The organism is Conexibacter sp. DBS9H8 (assembly GCF_023330685.1).
In the GTDB taxonomy this organism is placed as follows: Bacteria; Actinomycetota; Thermoleophilia; order Solirubrobacterales; family Solirubrobacteraceae; genus Palsa-465.
In genome coordinates this window covers 995,700-1,016,711 of the sequence record NZ_CP097128.1, presented here as the reverse complement: position 1 = coordinate 1,016,711, position 21,012 = coordinate 995,700, and the positions used below count along the sequence as shown (strand labels likewise).

Here is a 21,012-nt window from a genome sequence, read left to right as displayed (position 1 = left end):
GACGCTCCCGCCACCAGTGACGCGCAACACTCGGCGCCGCCCGTCGCGCCGCCGAGTGCGCCGACGCCTGGGGCACACCGCAGGTGAGCCCTCCAGCGACCCTGTGTGCCGCCGGGGCGGTGTTGGTGGCCTGCGGTCTCGTCGGGAGCCTGGCAGGCAGGACGCGCTGGGCGCTCCTGCTGGAGGCGTTGGGGATGGCGATGATCGGAGCGGCCGGGGCAGCGGTCCTGTTTGGTGCGGCTGCAGTCGGTGCGCAATTCGGCCGTGGGTTTTCTCCAGCGTTCGGGATCGATCGTCTGAGTGGTTTCTTCCTGTTCATCCTCGGGGTCGTCGCCGTCCCAGCCCTCGGGTGGGCGCGTGGCGCACTGGCCGACACTCCCGGCGCGCGGATGACGGCGGGCGCTCGGATGACGGCGGCGTTGACCGGCGCGTTCTGTCTCTCGCTGGTCGGCCTGGTGATGGCGCGGGATGTCACGACCTTCCTCGGATTCTGGGAGTTGATGACGCTGCTCCCTGCCGCACTCATCCTGATCGGCCGTCACGACGAGCCGGCGCGCAGAGACGTCTTCGCCTATCTGGCGATCACCCATCTCGGTGGGGTCGGCGTGTGGGTGAGCATGCTCGTGCTGGCCGATCACGGCGCGCTCGCTGGTGTTCCCCTTCACGGCGATGGTCTGCGCGGCCTCGTTGCCATCGCGGCAATCATCGGCTTCTGCACCAAGGCCGGCGCGGTTCCGCTGCATTCCTGGCTCCCGCGCGCGCATCCCCTTGCCCCGGCGCAGATCTCGGGGCTGATGTCGGGAGTGATGATCAAAGTTGCGCTGTACGGCCTGATTCGTGTGCTGTTTGAATGGGACGGACCGACGCCCCTGTGGGTGGGATTGACACTGTTGGGCCTTGGGGTGCTGTCAGCGCTGGGCGGAGTGCTGTATGCGCTCTTTCAGAATGAACTCAAGCGCTTGCTCGCGTTCAGTTCGATTGAGAACGTGGGAATCATTCTGCTGGGATTGGGCGCGTCGTTGGTTTTCGCGGCGATCGGTCGACCACAATGGAGCGCGATCGCGTTTGCTGCGGCGCTCCTACACGTGCTCAACCACGCGATCTTCAAGGCGCTGTTGTTTCTCGGAGCCGGGTCGTTCGCCGCCCAAGTCGGCGGTCTGGGTTTGGACGGGCTCGGTGGCCTGCTGCGCAGGATGCCGTGGACCGGTGCGGCATTCATGGTCGGCGCGGCGGCGATCGCGGGTGTCCCGCCGCTCAACGGGTTCATCTCAGAGTGGATGATCCTGCAGTCCCTGCTTCACCTTTCGCTCTTCGGCAGGTTCGGCGTCTCACTCGTGGCCGCCGCGTCCGCAGCGGCACTGGGCGCCACCGCCGCGCTCGCCGTGTTCTGCTTCGTCAAGGTGATCGGTCTCGTCCTGCTCGGGCCACCACGAACGACACGGGCTGACGCCGCTCGTGAAGCGGGCGTCGGAATGCGGTGGCCGCTGGTCCTGCTCGCGTCGCTGTGTCTGCTGCTCGGCATCATCCCCGGCGTGCTGGTGCCGACCCTCGAGCGGCTCCACCATCACACGGGGTTGCTTTCGGTTCACGCGGGAGTCGATCTCCCCGGGACCGGGGGCCTTCCCGCCCTGCCGCTCGCATTGGCGCTCACGCTGCTCACCGTCACCCTCTGGCGCTCCAGTCGCAACGGGCGCGCCGAGCCCACACCAGCATGGACGTGCGGGCAGGCGACCGTGCCGGCTCTCGCCTGGACGTCCGCGGGATTCACAAAGCCACTGAGGATCCTGCTGGAGAACGTGCTGCGTCCTACCCGTGACCTGACGATCGTCCACTCCGAATCAGGAGTCATCCAGGAGTTACGGTATGAGGCTGACGTTCCCCATCTGTTCGACTCGCTGATCTACGAGCCGGTCACGACCGCAGCGCTGAGGATGGCCGGGCGCATCCGGCGGTTGCAGTCCGGGAGTCTGCGAACGTATCTGGTCTATCTCCTGGGACTCCTGATGGTGCTGCTGGCGCTCGTGCAACTGGGAGTTCTCACGTGACCGCCGACCGTGCGGCCGCCGGAGTCATCCAAGTGCTTGGCGGCATCCTTCTCGCCCCGATGATCCCCGGCCTGACCCAACAGATCAAGGCGCGTCTGCAGGGTCGCCCGGGCCCCTCCCCGCTACAGCCCTACCGCGAGTTGCGGCGACTGTGGCACAAGAGCGGCGTGTCGCCCCGTCCACGAACCGTGGTCTATGAGCTGGCACCGTCGCTCGTCACCGCTTCGCTGCTGGTGGCTCTCGTGCTCGTGCCGATCGGAGCTCGATCACCGGACTGGCCGGTGGGGCACGACGCACTGGTGCTCGTCGGGCTGCTCGCGCTCAGCCGGTTCGCCATCACGCTCGCCGCCTGGGACACGGGCGGCGGGTTCGGGCTGATGGGAGCGAGCCGCGACCTCACCTTCACCGTCCCGGCGGAAGGGGTCATGCTCCTGGCGGTGGTGCTCGTGGCAATGCCCGTTCACAGCACCAGCCTCGTCGCACTGAGCCTCGCCGCGACTCGCTCCGGCGTCTGGGGCCAGCCGGCTCACTGGGCGGCACTGCTCGGATTTCTCCTCGTGCTCCTGGCGGAGACTGGCCGCCAACCGATCGACAACCCCGACACCCATCTCGAGCTCACGATGGTGCACGAGGGCCCGTTGCTTGAGTACGCCGGGCGTGAACTCGCGTTCCTGCAGTGGGCGTCCGCAGCACGGCACTGGATCATGGTGGCCCTCGCAACGGAGCTGTTCCTCCCCCAGCCAGGCCCCTTCCTGGCGCGGTTGGGACTGCTGACGGTGGCGCTCCCACTGTGGTGCGTGCTGCTGGCACTCACTGAGACAACCCAGGCGAAGATGCGGATCCTGCAGGTTCCGTTGTTATTGGGTGGAGGCGCAGTGGTGTGCCTGCTCGGTTTGGCGAGCTGGTTCGCGGGCGGTGGGGTGTGAGCCACGCCGTGATCTGGATCGTCGGGCTCAGTGCGCTCGGTGTCGTCGTCGTACGGCGCCGCTCCGTCGCGATCGCGCTCGTCGGACTGCAATCGTTGGTGCTCGGCGCGCAGGCGATCTCACAGGCCGCGGGAGCGTCAACTGTGCTGCTGGTCGCCGGCATCGTTCTGGTCGCCAAGGCCATCGCCCTCCCGGCGCTCCTCGCAGCCGTCGTCTCCCGCACCCGCGAGCCAGGACGGATGGCGTCCGAGCGTCACCCCTTGGCACGGCTGACGGTCGCGCTGGCGGTCGCGCTGGCGGTCGTCGCGCTCATGCCCGACATCGGTTTGGCGCAGGTGGCCGTTGAGCACACCGCCGTCGGGCTTGTCGCACTCGGGATCGCGATCGCCGTCGTGCGCCGCCCCGCCGTGTTTCAAGCCCTTGGCTTTCTGGTTGTCGAGAACGGGATCTATCTTGCCGCGCTCGCCGCCCCCAAGGGTTTCCCGGTGTTCATCGAACTCGGACTGGTGTTCGACCTCGTCGTCGTCGTATCCGTCGCCGGCGCCTTCAGCGCAAAGATCCACGAGGAGTTCGGGACCGGGGACACCTCCCTGCTGGGTGACCTCCGTGACTGAGGGACTCGTCATCGCCGTTCCGGCGCTGCCGGTGGCCTGCGGACTGCTCATCCAGTTCGCGCGCACCCCGCGAGGCGCGGACCGCATCCACCTGCTCGGCGCACTGGTCACCGCAACCGCCGCGAGCCTGCTTGCCATCGTGGCCTTCACCCACAGCGCCGATCCGATACGCGGGACGTGGTACGTCCTCGACGGTGCCAGCGGCGCCTTCCTCGCCGTGGTCGCGGTCATCGGAGTGCTCAGCGCCCTGGTCTCCCCCGGGTACCTGACCGGCACGCAGCACAGCTTGTTCGCCTCCTCCCGGGCACGAACTTGGTACTACCTGGGGTTCCACCTGTTTTGGGCCGCGCTGCTCGCGGTCCCACTGGTTGACAACCTCGCCGTCGCGTGGCTGCTGGTGGAGGCGACCACCGGTGCCTCCGCGCTGCTGGTCGCCTACAGCGGCCGACGTTCAGCCCTGGAGGCGGGATGGAAGTACCTCGTACTGACGACCTTCGGTCTGACCGTCGCGCTGACCGGGATCTTCGTGCTGTACGTCGGCTTGGCACCGCACGGTGGTGTCCTCGGAACGCTGGACTGGCAGTCCATCGCGCGTCATCGCAGCTCGCTCTCCCGGCATGCCGCGCTGCTGGCGTTCCTGTTGATCATCGGCGGCCTGGCGACGAAGATCGGCTGGGCCCCGGTCCACAACTGGCTTCCCGATGCGCACAGCGAGTCACCCCCACCGATCAGCGCGATGCTGTCCGGGGCGCTGCTGCCGACCGTGATCCTCGTCGCCTGGCGAGTCCTGGTCACGCTCGGTCCTGCGTTACATCCCGGGGTCGGGGACGCGATCCTGATGGGCTTCGGGCTGGCGTCGCTGTCGATCGCCGTCCCGTTCCTGTGGCGGCCACTTCCCTGGAAGCGGCTGCTGGCCTACTCGAGCCTCGAGCACATGGGGGTGCTGGCACTCGGTATCGGGTTCGCCAACCCGCTGGCGACCGCCGGCGTCGTGCTGCACCTGGCTGGGCACGCACTCGCCAAGGCACTTGGCTTCTACGCCGCGATTCCCCTGCTGCAGCATCAGGCCGAGGCCGGTGAGCATCCCCCGCGAGGGATCGCGAGGCTCAGCACCGGCACCGCGACGGCCATCGGAGTCAGCCTTGGAGCGCTCAGCGGATTACCCCCCTCACCCCTGTTCTTCAGCGAACTGCTCATCCTGGCCGGCGGGATCGCCGGCGGGCACCTCGTTGTCGCGGTCCTCGCCGCAGCTCTGCTCGCCCTCGGCTTCCTCGGGCTCGCCCACGCGCTCATCGAGGGACTGCTCGGCGGCGAGCAACACCACCGATGGCAGCGCGGACGCAGCGTCCGTGCCGTTGAGCGCCTCGCCTGGGCGATGGGATTTGGCCTGCTCGCATTATCGGCCTGCGCCTACCTGCTGCCTGGATCGCCGGCTGTACGCATGCTGATGGGCGGGCTCACGTGAGCACCCCGCGTCGCCCTTCCGTCGGTGTGCCGGGTTCGCCCGAGATCACACGCGTGCCGGCCCAAGCCTGGCGCCGGGCATGCCTTGACGCGCACGCCCAGGGCGGCCAGTTCGGTGGGCTCTTCGCCAGCCGTCGCGTTCCAGGAGCCGTGCAGGTTCGGGCCCTGTTCAGTACACCCGCCGGCGAGCAGCTGATCACCTGCGAAGCCGCGGAGCGAGGGGTCGACACAATCGTGGACGCCATTCCAGCCGCAGGCTGGGACGAGCGTGAGGCCCATGATCTGCACGGGATCGACTTCGCGGGGCACGAGCCCCTTCGTCCCCTCCTCGACCACCAACAAGCGCTCGAAGCCTGGACGGTGCCGACGTCCGGCCAGGACGTCCATCAGGTCGCCGTCGGCCCGGTCCATGCGGGCGTGATCGAGTCCGGCCATTTCCGCTTCCACGTCGTCGGTGAGCGGATCCTCCACCTTGACGTGCGGCTCTTCTACAAGCGCCGCGGCCTGGAGACCGCGGCGACCGGACGGCCACTCGAGGATGGGATCGCGTACGCGCAACGGATGTGCGCCGCCTGCTCGGTCGCCAACACCGTCGCCTACGTTCATGCCTGTGAGGCGGCGCTCGGGTGCGAACCCGACGAGCACGTGCGCCGCGGGCGCACCATTCTGCTCGAGCTCGAGCGCGTCTACAACCACCTCAATGACGTCTCCGCAATCTGCGCCGGAGTCGGCTTCGCCCCCGGAACCATGGCGTACGCCGCCCTCAAAGAACGCGTCCAGCGCCTCAATCATCGTCTCACTCGACACCGGTTCCTCTTTGACACCGTCAAGCTCGGCACGGGCTCGGTCACCCTCGACCGCGATCAGGCGGCCGCCATGCGACGCGAGCTGGCGACAATCCGTCACGAGCACGACTCCTACTGGCGGGAACTGCGGTTCGTCACCTCGCTCCAGCGCCGGCTTGACGGCGTCGCGACACTCTCGACCGCCGACGCGGTGCGGCTCGGCGCGGTCGGTCCCGTCGCGCGTGCGTCAGGCGTGCACCGCGACCATCGTCACCACAGCCCCCGCCTTCTGTACCACGGATTTGCGGCGGCGGTCGCGCCGACCTCGTCCGGTGACGTGGCGGCGCGAATGAACCAACGCGCACTTGAGCTTCGCCAATCGTTCGACCTTCTGGACGAGCTGCTCTGCCAACCCGCAGCCCACGGCGGGCTGCAACACGTTCGTCCAGTCAGCCCCATCGGTATCGGTCGTGTGGAGAGCCCGCGCGGGGAGACGGTGTGTGTGATCGAGAACGACGGCGGTCGTCTGGCGGCGCTGCACCTCCGCACCGGCTCCTACGCCAACTGGCCCATCCTCGCGCACACGATGGCCGGCGAGCTGCTCCCCGACTTCCCACTCATCAACAAGAGCTTTGAGCTCTGTTACGCCTGCGCAGACCGATAACCGTGTTCGTACTGCTCCACCATCTTCGTCTCCTCCGCCGTGACACAGCCCCGGCATCGTCGCGTGTGCGGGGCTCCCTTGCGCTTCGCCATGTCGACGCCGGCTCCTGTAACGGGTGCGAACACGAACTGACCGCCGCCACCAATCCGCTCTACGACCTTCAGCAATACGGGCTGAACATCGTCGCCTCCCCGCGCCACGCCGACGTGCTGCTGATCACCGGCGCGATCACCACGCGTATGGCCGGACCGCTCCGCACGGCCTACGCCGCGATGCCCGAACCGAGGGTCGTCGCCGCACTCGGCGACTGCGCCCTCGGCTGCAACCTCCTCGGTACCCAGGCAGAGCTCGCCGGTCCACTCGAGACGATCCTTCCGATCGACCTGCGCATCCCCGGCTGCCCGCCGACACCCGCGGCGATCGCGGCGGCGCTCACCGCAGCCCTCCAGCGTCCCCGGCCGGCCGAGGGGTCAGGCCCGCAGCTGTCACCCAGACGCAACTAATCTTCAACTCTTATAAGATTTTGAGAACGTGGTCGGCACGTCGTGTTGACCCTCTGTCGGTCCGAAAGGAGTCTCGATGACGCCCCCAACCCCCAGCGGCACAGACGCGCTCGCCTCACCGGTCATGAACGTGCAGCTGCTCACCTGGGTGCAGGAGACCGCCGAGTGGACGCAGGCGGCGGCGATCCAGTGGTGCGACGGCTCCGAGCAGGAGTACGACCGGCTCTGCCAACAGCTCGTCGACGCCGGAACGTTCACCCGCCTTGCCGACCTCAGGCGTCCGAACTCCTATCTTGCGCGGTCAGATCCGCGGGATGTCGCCCGCATCGAGGATCGCACCTTCATCTGCTCACGCAGCCAGATGGACGCGGGCCCAACCAACAACTGGCGTGACCCGCAGCAGATGCGGCCGATGCTCATGGAGCTGTTCCGGGGGTCCATGCGCGGCCGGACGATGTATGTCGTCCCGTTCATGATGGGCCCAGCCGGATCGGACATCTGCTCCATCGGCGTCCAGCTCACCGACTCCCCCTACGTCGTCGTCTCGATGCGCATCATGGCCCGCATGGGCAGCGCGGCGCTCGCCGCCCTCACTGACGAGGCGAGCTTCATTCCTTGCGTGCACTCCGTCGGCGTCCCACTCCGGGACGGCGTCGTGGACGTGCCCTGGCCCTGCAATCCGGAACAGACCCATGTCGTTCACTTCCCCGAGACCCGTGAGGTCTGGTCCTATGGGTCGGGCTACGGCGGCAACGCGCTGCTCGGCAAGAAGTGTCTGGCCCTGAGGATCGCGTCGGTGATCGCCCGGGATGAAGGGTGGCTTGCCGAGCACATGCTGATCCTCAAGCTCACCTCGCCAGAGGGCGGGGTCAAGTACATCGCTGCCGCGTTCCCATCCGCGTGCGGAAAGACGAACTTGGCGATGTTGATCCCGACCATCAAGGGTTGGAAGGTCGAGACCCTCGGCGATGACATCGCATGGCTGACGTTTGGTGAAGATGGTCGCCTCTATGCGATCAACCCCGAGACCGGGTTCTTCGGCGTCGCGCCGGGGACCGGATACGAGACCAACCCAAACGCCATGGCCGCCATCAACCGGGACACGATCTTCACCAACTGTGCGCTCACAGATGACGGTGACGTGTGGTGGGAGGGCATGACCGACGAGATCCCGAACCATCTCATCGACTGGCAGGGAAATGACTGGAGCCCGGCCGACGGAAAGCCGGCGGCGCATCCGAACGCACGCTTCACGGTTGGGGCGGCCCGATGCCCGGTGATCGCATCCGAGTGGGAGGATCCCACCGGCGTACCGATCGACGCGATCCTGTTTGGGGGCCGTCGAGCAGGCGTCGTTCCCTTGGTACGTGAGGCTTTCGATTGGTGCCATGGCGTCTTTCTCGGCGCAACGATGAGCTCGGAGAAGACCGCCGCCGCCGCGGGAACGGTCGGGGAGCTTCGCTTTGATCCGTTCGCGATGCTGCCGTTCTGCGGCTATCACATGGGTGACTACTTCGACCACTGGCTCACGCTCGGCTCACGCACGGACGCACAGCTCCCGAAGATCTTCCAGGTCAACTGGTTTCGCAAGGACCCCGAGGGTCGGTTCCTGTGGCCCGGGTACGGGGAGAACGCCCGCGTCCTGGCTTGGGTGTTCCGCCGCTGCGACGGACTCGCCCACGCGGAGGAGACGCCCATCGGACTGATCCCCACGCCCGAGGACCTCGACCTGACCGACCTGAAACTCGCTCCCGGCGCGCTCAGGCGGGCGCTGGCCGTCGACGAGGACGAGCTGCGCACGGAGGTGCCGCTGATACGCAAGCACTTCGCTCAGTTCGGCTCGCGCCTCCCTTCCCGGCTTGGGGAGTCGCTCGAAGCGCTCGAGCGACGGCTCACGCGCCGCTGAAGCGGCCGCCCGAGGTCTCGGTGCACCGGCCGGTGACCTTCCGCTTCGGCGATGCCGGAGCGGCGCCTGGATGCGACGGTATCTGGCGTGAGTCGCTCGACCGCGTGCTCACAGATGTCCGCCAAGCGCCCGCGCGCCGGACCGAGCAGGCACCCGGCCCGATGTTCCAGGCCGCAGTCAATGCGGCCGCAGCAGCCTCTGACACCCTCCTCCGTACGTTCGGAACTGCGGATGCCGGGAACGCCGACGCACTCAGCGCTGCGGGCGCGAACGCGAGCGCCGAGCTCATCCTCGCGGTGGCGCCACTGACCGCCCGCAGGACCACGTGCACCGATCGCCGGGCCCAGCTCGGCCAACAGTTGGCTGAGCGCCTCGCCCGGCATGAGGAATCGATCCTCGCCGGTGAACTCACCTACGCCATCCCCACTGAAGCCGGCAAGGAGGCCACCGCGTCCCTCCGTGCCGTGCTCGGGTCGGCGGGCACCGGACACCCTCTGAGCTATGACACCGCCGCGGCGCTCACTGAGCGCGCCATCGACGTGGCGGCACTGTTACTTCTCGCCACATCCAACGTGGCCGGTGCCGGGAACGCTCACGCGCCAGAGCCGAGAGCGGCCGTCCTGGACGCCGCCGTCCACTCCGTCACCGCTGAACTCGCCACGAGAGCGGGCAAGCTCGATCTGCGCTTGCACCCCTGCAATGACGTGACCGCATACCACCTCGCAGCCGCGCTCGACGTGCAAACGGCGCCGGGCCGGCTCGATGCTGTGTCCATCTCGCGTCCCACGGGCGAACGTAGCGCCAGCCATCTCGCCACGGCCAGGGAGGCATGGCTTTCGCTGGCCGCCCACGAGTACGCTGCCGTGCAGGCGCTCGATCAGCGGCTCCGTCGACCGGCGCACGACCCGGCCTTTGGCTCCATCAGGATCGCCCTGCACGAGGGCACGATCAACGTCGTCTGCGGGGCTCGACTCCTGAGTCGCCCCATGTGCTTTGATCATCGCCGGGCATGGGAACACCAGGGCACCGCACTCACCTACGCCTTGGAGGAATACGTTGGGGGTACCCGGGGCGACGCACACAGGGTCGAGCAGGCACAGCTTGTGACGTTGACACGACTGACACGGGCGACCGCGGCCATTGTTCTGCTCGGATGCAACAGCCATTCACTCGAGGTTCCCGATCGGCACGCCAACGGTGACCCGGTCTGAGCCTCGGGCAAACGAACCCAGCCTGGGTCAGGCCGACCACGACGATCGATCCACCGGATCAGTCTCCTGGCCGGCCGGCCCGCTGGGACACATTCGCCGTCCCAGCTTCAGGGGCACTCGACCTCTGACAGCAAGTGGGTGTCCACGTCATAGACGAAGCCGCGGACAACGTCGCGGTACGGAACGAAGCTGCTGCGCCGGACGCGCAGGATGGACTGTCGCACGTCAGCCTCGACGTCAGTGAAAGATTCGATCGCGAACGCCGGCGCGATGCCGGTTGCCTCCTGCAGTTCGGCGCGGAACGCATCGTCACTGACTTTCTGCATGCCACAGTCCGTGTGATGGATGAGCATGATTTCCCGAGTGCCGAGCTTGCGCTGGGAGATCGCGAGTGAGCGAATCATGTCATCGGTGATGACCCCACCGGCGTTGCGCACGATGTGCGCCTCTCCGTTGTGGAGACCGAGCGCTGCGAACACGTCGATCCGAGAGTCCATGCATGTCACGATCACAATCCGCCGCGCGGGCTCCACGGGCAGATGGGCAGGCGCCAGAGCGTCGGCATAGGCCGCGTTGTTGGAAACAAGGTCATCGATCGTGGTGGCCGGGCCGGTGACTGTGGGTTCACCGGCCCGGTCCGGGCGCTCGGGCAGCCCGGGGTCGGCGGGCATCGGCGCGGGGGTGGGTCGGGCGGGGGCGGCGGGGTCGCTCACGGGGTCTCCTTCGGGGCGTTCGTGGTGATCCAGATGCGAATCTGGGCGGTGAAGACGGGGACGGCGGCGGGATCTCTGACGGTGACCTGGACCGGCACCTCCTGGGCGTCGCCGAGCGGCTCGGGGAGGCGGAGGACGGCGTGGGCGGCCATCCGGCCCCGCGCCTTGGCGAGGTAGTCGACGCTCATTCCCTTCGGGATCCAGCGGTAGCCGTCGGGGACGGTGGCCTCGGCGACGGCGCCCATCGTGTACTCGGCGAGGTTGCACAGCGCGATGGCGTGCACGGTCCCGAGGTGGTTGGACACCCACGGGGCATGTCCCATCTCCGCCCGCGCCTCCCCGGGAGCCACGGCGGTCACCCGGGCGGGGATGGTGAGGAAGTAGGGGGCGGCGGCCTGGTAGGCGATCGAGAACACCCGGCGGCCGAACGGGAGCCCGTCGAGACGGTCATAGAGGCGGATGAGCGGTGACGAGGCGGGCACGCGGGCGGGATGCTAGAGCGGTTCCCCGCGACGGCGCTGTGACGGGCGGGGCGGGGCGGCGTCCGGCGTGCGAGCGGCGTGTGAGCGGCGTGTGAGCGGCGTCCGGCGGGCGGCGGCGGCGGCGGGCGTGCAAGCGCTGTCCGGTGGGCGGCGTCCGGCGGGCGGGTGGCGGGCCTGCGGCGCTCCACTCACAGACCGACCGCAGGTGTATACCTATGTGTATGCGGACGAACATCGACATCGACGACGAGCTGCTCGCCGAGGTCCGGCGCCTGACGGGCATCGCCACCAAACGGGAGGCGGTTGACTTCGCCCTCCGTGAGGTGGTGGCACGAGAGCGGCGCCTCGGTCTGCTCGATCTGCGGGGGAAGGTGCACTGGGAGGGAGATCTCGTGCGCTCCCGCGAGGGACACGGGCCGGAGTGATCGTCGTCGACACGAGTGTCTGGATCGACGTCCTCAACGGAACCGAGACAGGCCCGGCGCGCACCTGTATCGCGCTGATCGGAGCCGGTGAGCCGGTGGCACTGACCGACATCGTCTTCTGCGAGGTGCTGCAGGGGCTGCGGACCGACCGTGAGGTGGCGGCGGTCCGCCACCACCTTGAGGCGTTCCCGGTTCTTCGGCTCAGCGCCCTCGACGACTTCGCGCTCGCGGCCGATCTGTACCGCAGCGCACGCCGGAGCGGGGTCACGATCCGTAAGACGCTCGACTGCCTGATCGCCGCCCCGTGTGTGCGGGCCGACGTTCCCCTGCTGCACGCCGACCACGACTTTGACCGTCTCGCGACCTGCACGGCGCTGCGCATCTACCGGGGCTGAGAGATCGCCGGCCCGCTCGGCTCCGGCGGCGTCCGGGTCCGATTGTCGGCCCTCGACGCCGCCTCAAACGACCCAAATCGCGCATTTCCGCACCGGCGGGCGGGCGCGAGCACGATTGGGTGCCCCCAGCGACCCAAATCGTGCCCAGCCCCGCCGGGAGGAGCACTAGGGCACGATTTGGGTCGTTGCCGGCGGCCGGCCGGCCGTGCGATCCTCCTGGTCATGTCCACAAGCGCCCTCACGGGCCACTGCAACTGCGGCGGAGTCCGGTTCAGCCTCAGCGAGGTCCCGCCCCGCGCCGGCTACTGCCACTGCACCCGCTGCCAGCGCCGCACGGGTGCCGCCGCGTCCGCCCAGGCGCGGATTGATGCCGCCACCCTGACCATTGACGCCGGCGAGGAGCTCCTGCGCGGCTGGCGCCACCCGGACGGGGGCTTTGAGAAGCTGTTCTGCTCTGTCTGTGGCTCGCACCTGTTCTCCCGCCTGCCGGAGGACCCCGCTCAGATGGGCGTCCGCCTCGGCGTGATCGACGGCGACCCGCAGGTCCGCCCGAGCTTCCGACAGTTCACCGCCGACGCGGCCGTGTGGGAGCCGATCCCTGAGGACGGGCTCGAGCGCCACCCCGGACCAGCGCGCTGAGACGGTCGTGATCCCCGTCCCAGGGTGGGGGACGGCGCAGACGAGGCGTGCCTCGCCGCCCGGAGGAGCCCACCCCGCCCGGAGAAGCCCACCCGATGATCTCCACCGCCGGCGTCAGGCTCGGACCGGCGCCCGCTCGGGGCCGGCCGAAGATGAGGGTGCCCCGTTCCGTGATCCGGCCGGCGTCCAGCAGTTGCACGCTGACCTGCAGCCGGACCTGATGGGTGAGCAGCCTCCGTCCGAGACGATCGAGCGGGATCCGCAGCATCACCAGCGCGACGCGCCCGTCGACGCGGACCCGTCAAGGCGTGCCCGCGCGCGGCTCGAGCCACCCTGACCGCGGTGCCGGCGTCCGCCGTGGACTGGGGCGTGACCAACCCTCACCGTCCCATTGCCGTCGACGGCCACGCACAGGCGCGAGGAGGGGCACACGGCCACCTGCAGATCGGCATTGGCCACCCGTGGCCCGATGACGGGCCGCGGGTCCTGTGGGTCGAAGGTGATGGCCGACACACCGTCGGTGGCGATGCACTGCCGGCCGGTCGGGCAGGCGAGATCGCCCGTCAGGGGCGCGTTCGCGTCGATGGTCGTTCCCTGACCCGGGGGAGCCGTTGACAGCGGATCGAAGGTGAGCGCCGCGGTCGTACCGATCGCGGTGCACTGCCGGGGGCCCGGACAGGCGACGCCAAGCGCGCCTGGAAACGGTGAGGCCACCGGGCGCCCGGGCGATTGCGGGTTGAAGCTGACCCTGCTGTTCAGTGAGATGGCGACGCACTCCCCCAACGTCGGGCAGGAGAGATCACCCGAGTCCTGGTAGGGAAACGGGTCGTTGGGGTCGACGCTGACGGGAGCGGCAACTCCTGGCGCGGAGGGATCGAAGGTCAGCTCCTGACCGCCGTCGGTCAGGGCGGTGCACTGCTGCTCGGTCGGGCAGGCGAGCGCGCCGGTCAGGCTCCCACCACCCGGCGGCGGCGGGGGCAGCAGCGGATGCCAGACCGGGCGGGGCGCGCCGGGGTTGAAGATCACCTCCCCAAGGGCGTTGACGGCGAGGCAGAGGCTCGGCGCCGGACAGGCGAAACCGAGCAACGAGGCCGTGCCGGTGCCAAAGGATCCGTGCCGCACCCGCTTGGGCGCCGCCGGGTCAAAGCTGGCGATGACGAGGAGCTGATGAGCGAACCCGTCGATCTCTGGAATGCCCATGACCGTGCAGCGGGAGCTGACCGGGCAGGCCACGAACATTCTGTAGTCGTTGCCAGAGTGTGAGCCACTGACGGCGGGAAGGACCCTGAATGGCCTTCCCCAGCTCAGTCCGGATGCCGCCGCCCCCGGTACCGGCAGCACAAGCGCGAGCAGCACCCCCACCAGGGCTGATGCTCCGCGGGCGAGCTTCATCGGCAGAACCGGAGTCGGGGTGCGGCCGGTGTAACGGTGGCGCGGGGGTAGCCGAGAACGGTGCTGATGACATGTCCGGTGGGCAGGACGATGCGCTGGGTGAAGGTCAGGTGGGTACGGCGGGAGTCGACGGCTGAGATCAGCGCCCGGCCTCCCGGGTAGGGAACGGCCCTGGTCAGACGGACGGTCCGTCCCCGCCAGACGGGAGCGGCGTAGCGGCCGGTCGCGCCGGCAAAGGACGCCCCGAGCCTGAGCGTGCCGACGCTCAGCGCGAAGAAGCACGTGTGGCGGGCGGGTGTGCCGAACGCGGCGAAGGCGCCGTCGATACCTCGGACGCGCTCGCCGACCACCTCGGCGGGAATGCGATGGCAGACCCCCGCCGCGTGGCACGGCGGGGGTATCAGCTCGTCGCGGTACCAGACGACATCCCCGGCGTGCAGGGCGACGAACATGCTCTCCCGCGTCCAGCTGTACCCCGGTGCGAGGCTGTCCTCGTAGTAGCGGAACTGGAGGTAGGAGGTGCTGCCCTCCTGGTCGTTGAGCTCGATGTAGCCGCTCTGGTGGTAGCTGACGACCTTGACGCTGAGATAGGCCCGGACCTCCGCGCGGGCCAGCGCCACCGCCTGCGGGTTGCCGCTCACCGGCGCCCCAGCCCACGCCACCCCGGCCACAGCCGCACCCGCACACAGGGCCAGGCCGAGCAGCCCCGCTCGGCGCCCGAGCAGCGCCACCCGGACTCGGCCGACGATCGCCAGCAGCCGGAGCGGCGAGGCCAGCTGCCGCCCTCCCCGCGAGCTCCTTGACGTGCCGGTGCCGCCGGTCCCGGCGGCGTGATCCCCCGAGCCCGTCATTGGGAGTACTGGACGCCGTGGAAGGTGAGCAGGCGCGCGCCGGGGCCGCTGCAGCGACCGGGGCCTCCGAGCACCACCTGCCCGTCGAACGTGACGGCACGGCGGACGAAGACGCAGCGCACAGTCAGTGAACCCGTTGTGATGACCGCATGTCCGCGGCCGCTGCCGCTGCCGTAGCGCAAGGAGAGCTTCGCCAGGATGCTGCGTGTCTGGGCACAGCTCAGCTTGCGAGCCCGCAGATCGCTGAAGGCGTTCAGGTTGCGTTGGAAGCGCACCGGAGGACAGGAGCGGCTGCGTGGCGGAGGCGGCTTGTGCGACCCCCGGGCGGCCACGGCGGTCAACCTGATCTGGTCGACCTGCGCTCTGACCGTCGCCCCGGTGCCGACGGGGCACATCACCAGGGCGGTCAGGGCGGTGGCGATCACCACGGTGACCCTGGGACCGGTCCTGCCTCTGAGTCGCAGCCCGTGGCCCGTGCCGCGCCCGGACGCGGCGTCGTCGGCAAACGTGTGGACGTGACCTGCCTGATCGGCGTGCATGGCATCTCTCCGTGACGTGTGACCGGGCGCCCGAAGGACGGCCCGTCGGTCAGCTCCGAGCATCGGGCCTCGCGCTGCGGGTGGTCAAGGCGTGTCCGAGAACCTCGGACGAACCCGGACACCCCCTGCCGGGGCCTCGCGCGCCGACGCCACGGCTTGCCCGCCGTCGACCCCGGGAATAGACTCGCGCTTTCGGACCGCGACTGGGCGATGGGGCCACAGGAGATCACGAACCGCGAGCAGCTGGCCGCCGCTTTGAGTGCGCTGCGGGAGGCACGCGGTCTGTCAGTGCGAGAGCTCGCGCGGCGGCTGGCGATGCCAACGGCGACCGTCGGCGACTACGTCAGCGGCCGGCACCTCCCCGGCCCGCGCCAGCTCGAGCTCTACACCGCGATCCTGCGTGAGTGCGGGGTGCCAGGGGACGCGGTCCCGGCGTGGATCGATGCGCTCCTGCGGGTACGCCGCGGCAGTGACGGACGCCACGCGAGAGGGCCCGCCCCGTACCGTGGCCTGGAGGCCTTCGACGTCCAGGATGCCGCCTGGTTCTTTGGCCGGGAGGCGATCACCCGCGAGCTGCTGGGGCGGCTGCGCGCGATGCTTGCCACCGACGCCGGCCCGTCGGCGTGGCCGCTGCTGCTCGTCGGCCCGTCCGGGTCGGGAAAGTCGTCCCTGCTGCGTGCCGGTCTGGGCGCCCAGGTGGCGGCGGGCGCGCTTGGCCCGGGCTGGGAGCTGAGCGTGCTCACGCCCGGCACCTGGGACGCTGGCGCCCCGCTGTCGCCCCCGGGTGAGCGTGATCATGAGCGGCGGCGGCTGGTCCTGGTCGACCAGCTCGAAGAGCTGTTTGGCCTCCCTCAGCCTGTGCGTGAAAGGTTCCTCGCCAAGCTTGGGCACCTCCGGCCCCCCGGCTCGGCGACGGTGGCGGCACTGCGCGCGGACTTCTATGCCGAGGCCGTCGCCGAGCCGGCGCTGTTTGGGGCCGTGCGCGACTCCCAGCTGCTGGTCGGACCGCTGACCCGCACGGAACTGCGAGCGGCGATCGTCGAACCGGCCCGGGCGGCCGCAGCCGCCGTGGATGAGTCGCTCGTCGAACTGCTGCTGTCTGAGATGGCCCCAGCGGAGGCGAACGGCCCCGCCCACGCGGCCGGCGCGCTGCCGCTGCTCTCCCACGCGCTGCTGAGCACCTGGGAACGCTCCCCGCACGCGCGCCTCGGCGTCGAGGACTACCGGGCGGCCGGCGGCCTGCTCGAAGCCGTCAGCCACAGCGCAGAGAGCGTCTATCAGGCTCTCACCGCCGGCGAGCAGGAGCTGGCGCGACGGATCTTCTGCCGGCTCGTGCGCGTCGAGGACGACGGACCGCTCACGCGGCGCCGGGTCGCCCGGCGCGAGCTGGCCGAGCTCGTTGCGGAAGCGGGCCAGGACCCCTCACCCGGACCGCTGGAACAGCGGCGTCCCGACGTGCTCGAGCGGTTCATCGCCGCGCGTCTGCTCAGCGCTCAGGAGGAGACCGTGGAGATCAGCCATGAGACGCTGATGGTCGCCTGGCCCCGGCTGGCGGAATGGCTCGTCCGCGACCGCGCGGGGCTTCGGCTCCACCGCGCTCTCACCCGGGCATCGAACACGTGGGCCGAGACCGGCGAGGATGATGGGGAGCTGTTGCGCGGCGCGCGGCTGTCAGCGATCGCCGATTGGGTGCAGGAGGGCGATCATCGCGGGGAGCTGAACGCGACCGAGCGGCGTTACCTCGACACCTCCCTCGCCCGGGCGCAGGCCGAGCGTGCCGCCGAGCGGCGCCGGCTCGTGCGGGCCCGTCAGGCCGCCGGGCTGATCGGAGCGCTCGCCCTCCTCGCGGTCGCCCTCGCGGTGGTTGCGCTGAGTGCCCGCCGGGCGGCGCTGAACGCGCGCGACCGGGCGCTCTCACGGGAGGTTGCGGTGGAGTCGGCACAGATCGGCCCGGCCAACCCCTCCCTCGCGATGCAGCTGGCGGTCGTCGCCTTCGGGATCTCCCCCACGACCCAGGCCAGGTCGACGCTCATCGACGCGACAGCCGGACCGATGCCCTCCCGTCTGCTCGGCCCGATCGGGCTGACCGGACTCAGCTCAGACGCCGGCGGGCATCTCTTCAGCGTGCTGTCGGTGGCCAGCGGACAGGTTCGCCTGCTGGCACTCCACAGCACCGGCCTGCGGACCGCGGGCCCCTTCCCGGGGGGCCCGCCGGGAACGGACACGGTGGCGCTCAGCGGTGACGGCCGGCTGCTGGCCAGCGGCGCGCCGTCCGGCGCCGTGGAGCTGTGGCGGCTGTCCGCGCACCGGGGGGCGAGGCTCCTCGCGAGACTGTCGGTGAGCGGCGGGGTCAACGACGTCACCTTCTCACCCGGCGGTGGACGCCTCGCCGCAGTCGGTGACGGCGGCGCGGTGCGCCAGTGGCCTCTGGGACCCGCCGGCGAACCAGGGGCGCCGGTCACCCTTGACCTGCCCGGCCACCCGAGCCTTGACGCGGTCGCCTACTCCCCGACGGGACGGGACCTCGCGGCGGCGGGCGCCGCCGGCACTCTCGCGATCTGGACCCTGGGCCGCTCCGGACCGCGACTGATCACGCGCGTCACGGTCGCCCCGACGCAGCTGACCGCGCTCGCCTTCAGCCCGGACGGGTCGACGCTCGCCGCCGGCGCCCACGATCTCACCGTCTGGCACTGGCGGCTCGGAGCGAACGGGGTCCCGCGGCTTCCCGGCCGCCCGTTGCACGGCTTTGCCAACTGGGTCGACTCGCTCACCTTCAGCCATGACGGGCGGTTCCTCGCGGCGGGCTCCTCCGACAACACGATCCGGATCTGGCGGACCGGCTCATGGGCGCCGGAGGCGACCCTGGAGGACGTCTCCCCCGTCGACGGCCTCGCCTTCACAGCCGGTGACCGGGCACTCGTCAGCGTCGATGAGAACGGCACCACGCGGCTGTGGCCGCTTCCACCCCCCGGCGCGGACGTCACGATCGGACCGCCCTACACGATCGACTACACCGCCAACGGCCGCGAGCTCACCGCGATCACCGGCGGACCTCACGGGCAGGTGGAGATCTGGAACACCGCCGATTCCTGGCGGCCACGACGGGTCGGGTCGATCACGATGCCACGCAGCTTCGGCCCGGTCGCCGCCGTCGGGGCGATGACCCCCGACGGACGGCTGCTGGCGGTCGGGGATGTCGCCGGTGACGTGCAGGAGTACCGGCTGACGGCCTCCGGGCACGCCCGGACGGTCGGGCCGCTGATCACCGGCGCTGAGCCGCTGATCGAGCAGATCGACTACAGCCCGGATGGGCGGTTGCTGTCGGTCGGCGATGATGGCGGGCGTGTGCGGCTCTACGACGTCGGCGATCCGGCACGCCCGCGCCTGCTGTCGGTGCTTGACCGCCCGGGCCGTTCGGGGCCGGTGCTCGGCGTCTCCTACAGCCCGAACGGTCGCCTGATCGCCGTCGGCTGCGCCGACGACCGGGTGTGGCTGTGGGACATCGCCGATCCCGCCCGGCCGCGACGGCTCGCGGTGCTCGGCGGCTTTCACTCCGCCGTCTACAGCACCGTCATCTCTCCGGACGGGCGGACGCTGATCGCCGGCGGTGCAGACGACACCGTCCGGCTGTGGAGCATCGTCGCCCCGGCCCACCCCCGGTCCCTGGGCCCCCCGCTCACCGGTCCCGGCGACAACGTGTACCAGGTCGCCGTCAGCCCCAGCGGGCTCACCCTCGGCGCCGCCACGACCGGCGGGCAGGTCTGGCTGTGGGGCCTCCGGGACCGGCGCCGTCCGCGGCTGCTCGCCACGCTTGCCGCAGCCCCCGGCCTGCTCTATGACCTCACCTTCAGCCCCGACGGGCAGACGCTCGTGGCGGGCAGCAGCACCGAGCGGATGACCTTCTGGCACTACCGTCCGGCGGCCGCGATCGCCCGCATCTGTGTGATGGCAGGCGCACCGATCACCCGCGTCGAATGGAGCCGCTACGTGCCCGGCGCGCGCTACTCACCACCGTGCCGCTGACCCGGCCCGACGATCGTCCTGGGGCAGGCCAGGACGGCCCTCAGGAGGCCGGCTGGAAGGAAATCCCCGCCCCGGCGACGGCGAGGTAGCGGTCGGCGGCCGCGGCCAGCGGGGTGCCGAGCAACGTCGAGGAGTTGGCCGCCTTGTTGAGAAGTCCGACGTTGCCGGACTGATCGAACCACGGGCCGCCGCTCGCGCCGGCCTGGTAGTCGAAGCAGCCGCTCAGCTGTCCGAGACGTGCCGCTCCGACGGGATGGGACGAGGCGACCCCGGCGCACCAGACCCGCCGGGCGGCGTATTGACAGTTGCCGTATGACGGCGACGACACGGTCATGCAGGCGCGATCATTGAGCGGCGGTTCGCTGTCGCTGACGATGGGATACCCGACCGACCACCAGCGCCGGTGCAACGCGGCGGCCAGCCCGTGCGCGGTGGTGAGTGAGGGCACCCAGCCGCCCGTGCCGGGATCGCGGCGGTTGCCGAGCACGACGGCGAGCTGGAGCGACTCGCCGACCCCGTTCAGCCCGACGCGAAGGAAGCCGAAGTCGAGTCCGGCGTTGCGGCGGAACGCCGGATCGAAGTGGGCATCGGCGCCGGTGGCCCTCCACACCCCGACCGGATTCTCGCCACAGGCCAGGGTGGGACAGACCGGGCCGGTGTGATCGGGCGCAAAGGCAAAGCGCGTCAGCGGTGTCCCGGTGAAGGTCTCCAGGCAGTGGGCGGCGGCCACGATGACACTCTCGTTGTCGCTGTCGACCACCGTGGCGGTGCAGGGAAAGAACGGTGACTTCGGGCCCGGGGTCGTGCCAACGAGCGTGCCGACGACGGCACGGACCTTGGACTGACGCCAGGCGTCCGGGCCACTGCCGGCCAGCACAGGGGGGCCGCTGGCGATGAACCCGAACGCGCTGCCGCAGTAGTTGCGCAGCCGTGCCGGCAGCTTCTCAGAGAAGGAGACGGCGCCCGAGGCCGTGTCCGGACCGACGAGGCGACCGGTGATCGCGATGCTGGCCGGGTAGGAGTCGATCGTGGTGGAGACCCCGGCGCGGAACGATCCGTCCGGGGCGACCGGAACGGTCCCCCGAAAGCTGAGGTTGTCCAGATGGGAGAGGTTGCCGTCGACGCTCTCGTCACAGCCGAGCAGGGACAGGTGCACATCCCCGATCGCGCGGCGGTGGAACGAGGTGAACCCGATCGCGCCGAAACTCACGGGATGGTGAAAGATCCGGTTCGTCCGGGTGACCGCCAGCAGGCCGGTGAAACGGACCGACGCCGGTCGCGCGACGGCCACGCGCGGCCGGCTCTGTGCCCTGGCGCCCCCCGGTCCGGACAGGGCTGCCGCCAGCACCAGGAGGAGCAGGAACGGCGCGAGGGCGGGACGTGTCGTCTGGTTCCGCACCCGGATACACACCCTGGATTTGGGCACCTTTGACAC

Annotated in this window: 18 protein-coding genes; 12 read left to right on the top strand and 6 right to left on the bottom strand. The window is 70.0% G+C overall.

Annotated features, from left to right (window positions below; all coding sequences use genetic code 11):
* Positions 1-419 precede the first annotated feature (419 nt).
* The 8 genes from M3M55_RS04770 to M3M55_RS04735 all read left to right on the top strand — a co-directional run bounded on the left by M3M55_RS04770 (position 420) and on the right by M3M55_RS04735 (position 10,118).
* The gene (locus M3M55_RS04770) at positions 420-2,045 is read left to right on the top strand and encodes a proton-conducting transporter membrane subunit (protein WP_249011684.1); all 1,626 of its coding nucleotides are present in this window, start codon (positions 420-422) and stop codon (positions 2,043-2,045) included.
* Positions 2,042-2,971 carry a respiratory chain complex I subunit 1 family protein gene (locus tag M3M55_RS04765; RefSeq protein ID WP_249011683.1) on the top strand — a complete coding sequence of 310 codons (930 nt, stop codon included), beginning with the start codon at positions 2,042-2,044 and terminating at the stop codon, positions 2,969-2,971. Before M3M55_RS04770 ends, M3M55_RS04765 begins: the two co-directional genes overlap by 4 nt.
* Positions 2,968-3,585: a hypothetical protein gene (locus tag M3M55_RS04760; RefSeq protein ID WP_249011682.1), complete on the top strand. Its 618-nt coding sequence runs from the start codon at positions 2,968-2,970 to the stop codon at positions 3,583-3,585. Before M3M55_RS04765 ends, M3M55_RS04760 begins: the two co-directional genes overlap by 4 nt.
* Positions 3,578-5,050, top strand: a complete 1,473-nt coding sequence (locus tag M3M55_RS04755; RefSeq protein WP_249011681.1) for a proton-conducting transporter membrane subunit — start codon at positions 3,578-3,580, stop codon at positions 5,048-5,050. Before M3M55_RS04760 ends, M3M55_RS04755 begins: the two co-directional genes overlap by 8 nt.
* Before the next feature lie 53 nt (positions 5,051-5,103).
* On the top strand, positions 5,104-6,498 hold the full coding sequence (locus M3M55_RS04750; RefSeq protein ID WP_249011680.1) for an NADH-quinone oxidoreductase subunit C: 1,395 nt from the start codon (positions 5,104-5,106) through the stop codon (positions 6,496-6,498).
* Between the two features lie 65 nt (positions 6,499-6,563).
* On the top strand, positions 6,564-7,001 hold the full coding sequence (locus M3M55_RS04745; protein ID WP_249011679.1) for an NADH-quinone oxidoreductase subunit B family protein: 438 nt from the start codon (positions 6,564-6,566) through the stop codon (positions 6,999-7,001).
* 76 nt (positions 7,002-7,077) lie between these two features.
* A complete protein-coding gene (locus tag M3M55_RS04740; protein WP_249011678.1) occupies positions 7,078-8,907 on the top strand; it encodes a phosphoenolpyruvate carboxykinase (GTP) in 1,830 nt (609 codons plus the stop codon).
* A gap of 296 nt (positions 8,908-9,203) precedes the next feature.
* Positions 9,204-10,118, top strand: a complete 915-nt coding sequence (locus M3M55_RS04735) for a hypothetical protein (RefSeq protein WP_249011677.1) — start codon at positions 9,204-9,206, stop codon at positions 10,116-10,118.
* A gap of 107 nt (positions 10,119-10,225) precedes the next feature.
* Here M3M55_RS04735 and M3M55_RS04730 read toward each other — a convergent pair whose 3' ends face one another.
* Complete coding sequence (locus tag M3M55_RS04730) at positions 10,226-10,789, bottom strand: carbonic anhydrase (protein WP_249011676.1); 564 nt, start codon at positions 10,787-10,789, stop codon at positions 10,226-10,228.
* A gap of 38 nt (positions 10,790-10,827) precedes the next feature.
* On the bottom strand, positions 10,828-11,313 hold the full coding sequence (locus tag M3M55_RS04725) for a hotdog fold domain-containing protein (RefSeq protein ID WP_249011675.1): 486 nt from the start codon (positions 11,311-11,313) through the stop codon (positions 10,828-10,830).
* A 221-nt stretch (positions 11,314-11,534) separates the two neighbouring features.
* On the opposite strand from M3M55_RS04725, the gene M3M55_RS04720 reads away from it, so the two are divergent.
* The 3 genes from M3M55_RS04720 (at position 11,535) to M3M55_RS04710 (ending at position 12,772) form a co-directional block, all read left to right on the top strand.
* Entirely contained in the window at positions 11,535-11,738 is a 204-nt protein-coding gene (locus M3M55_RS04720; RefSeq protein WP_249011674.1) for a type II toxin-antitoxin system VapB family antitoxin, read from the top strand.
* A complete protein-coding gene (locus M3M55_RS04715) occupies positions 11,735-12,133 on the top strand; it encodes a PIN domain nuclease (RefSeq protein ID WP_249011673.1) in 399 nt (132 codons plus the stop codon). Before M3M55_RS04720 ends, M3M55_RS04715 begins: the two co-directional genes overlap by 4 nt.
* A gap of 222 nt (positions 12,134-12,355) precedes the next feature.
* A complete protein-coding gene (locus tag M3M55_RS04710; protein ID WP_249011672.1) occupies positions 12,356-12,772 on the top strand; it encodes a GFA family protein in 417 nt (138 codons plus the stop codon).
* 267 nt (positions 12,773-13,039) lie between these two features.
* Here the strand turns inward: M3M55_RS04710 and M3M55_RS04705 are convergent, their stop codons facing one another.
* The 3 genes from M3M55_RS04705 to M3M55_RS04695 form a co-directional block, all read right to left on the bottom strand.
* Positions 13,040-14,005 carry a hypothetical protein gene (locus M3M55_RS04705; protein WP_249011671.1) on the bottom strand — a complete coding sequence of 322 codons (966 nt, stop codon included), beginning with the start codon at positions 14,003-14,005 and terminating at the stop codon, positions 13,040-13,042.
* A 155-nt stretch (positions 14,006-14,160) separates the two neighbouring features.
* Positions 14,161-15,015 (bottom strand): hypothetical protein, encoded by an 855-nt coding sequence (locus tag M3M55_RS04700; RefSeq protein ID WP_249011670.1) that lies wholly within the window; start codon positions 15,013-15,015, stop codon positions 14,161-14,163.
* Entirely contained in the window at positions 15,012-15,554 is a 543-nt protein-coding gene (locus M3M55_RS04695) for a hypothetical protein (RefSeq protein ID WP_249011669.1), read from the bottom strand. Before M3M55_RS04695 ends, M3M55_RS04700 begins: the two co-directional genes overlap by 4 nt.
* 156 nt (positions 15,555-15,710) lie before the next feature.
* Here M3M55_RS04695 and M3M55_RS04690 point away from each other — a divergent pair, with 156 nt between their 5' ends.
* Entirely contained in the window at positions 15,711-19,577 is a 3,867-nt protein-coding gene (locus M3M55_RS04690) for a helix-turn-helix domain-containing protein (RefSeq protein ID WP_249011668.1), read from the top strand.
* A 40-nt stretch (positions 19,578-19,617) separates the two neighbouring features.
* On the opposite strand, the gene M3M55_RS04685 is transcribed toward M3M55_RS04690, so the two are convergent.
* The gene (locus tag M3M55_RS04685) at positions 19,618-20,868 is read right to left on the bottom strand and encodes a serine protease (protein ID WP_249011667.1); all 1,251 of its coding nucleotides are present in this window, start codon (positions 20,866-20,868) and stop codon (positions 19,618-19,620) included.
* Between the last annotated feature and the right edge of the window lie 144 nt (positions 20,869-21,012).

What these genes read in the sequence shown, in the direction of transcription:
- M3M55_RS04730 (WP_249011676.1), bottom strand. Translation starts at nt 10,789, where the DNA reads ATGCCCGCCGACCCCGGGCTGCCCGAGCGCCCGGACCGGGCCGGTGAA.
- M3M55_RS04720 (WP_249011674.1), top strand. Translation starts at nt 11,535, where the DNA reads ATGCGGACGAACATCGACATCGACGACGAGCTGCTCGCCGAGGTCCGG.
- M3M55_RS04740 (WP_249011678.1), top strand. Translation starts at nt 7,078, where the DNA reads ATGACGCCCCCAACCCCCAGCGGCACAGACGCGCTCGCCTCACCGGTC.
- M3M55_RS04710 (WP_249011672.1), top strand. Translation starts at nt 12,356, where the DNA reads ATGTCCACAAGCGCCCTCACGGGCCACTGCAACTGCGGCGGAGTCCGG.
- M3M55_RS04695 (WP_249011669.1), bottom strand. Translation starts at nt 15,554, where the DNA reads ATGCACGCCGATCAGGCAGGTCACGTCCACACGTTTGCCGACGACGCC.
- M3M55_RS04700 (WP_249011670.1), bottom strand. Translation starts at nt 15,015, where the DNA reads ATGACGGGCTCGGGGGATCACGCCGCCGGGACCGGCGGCACCGGCACG.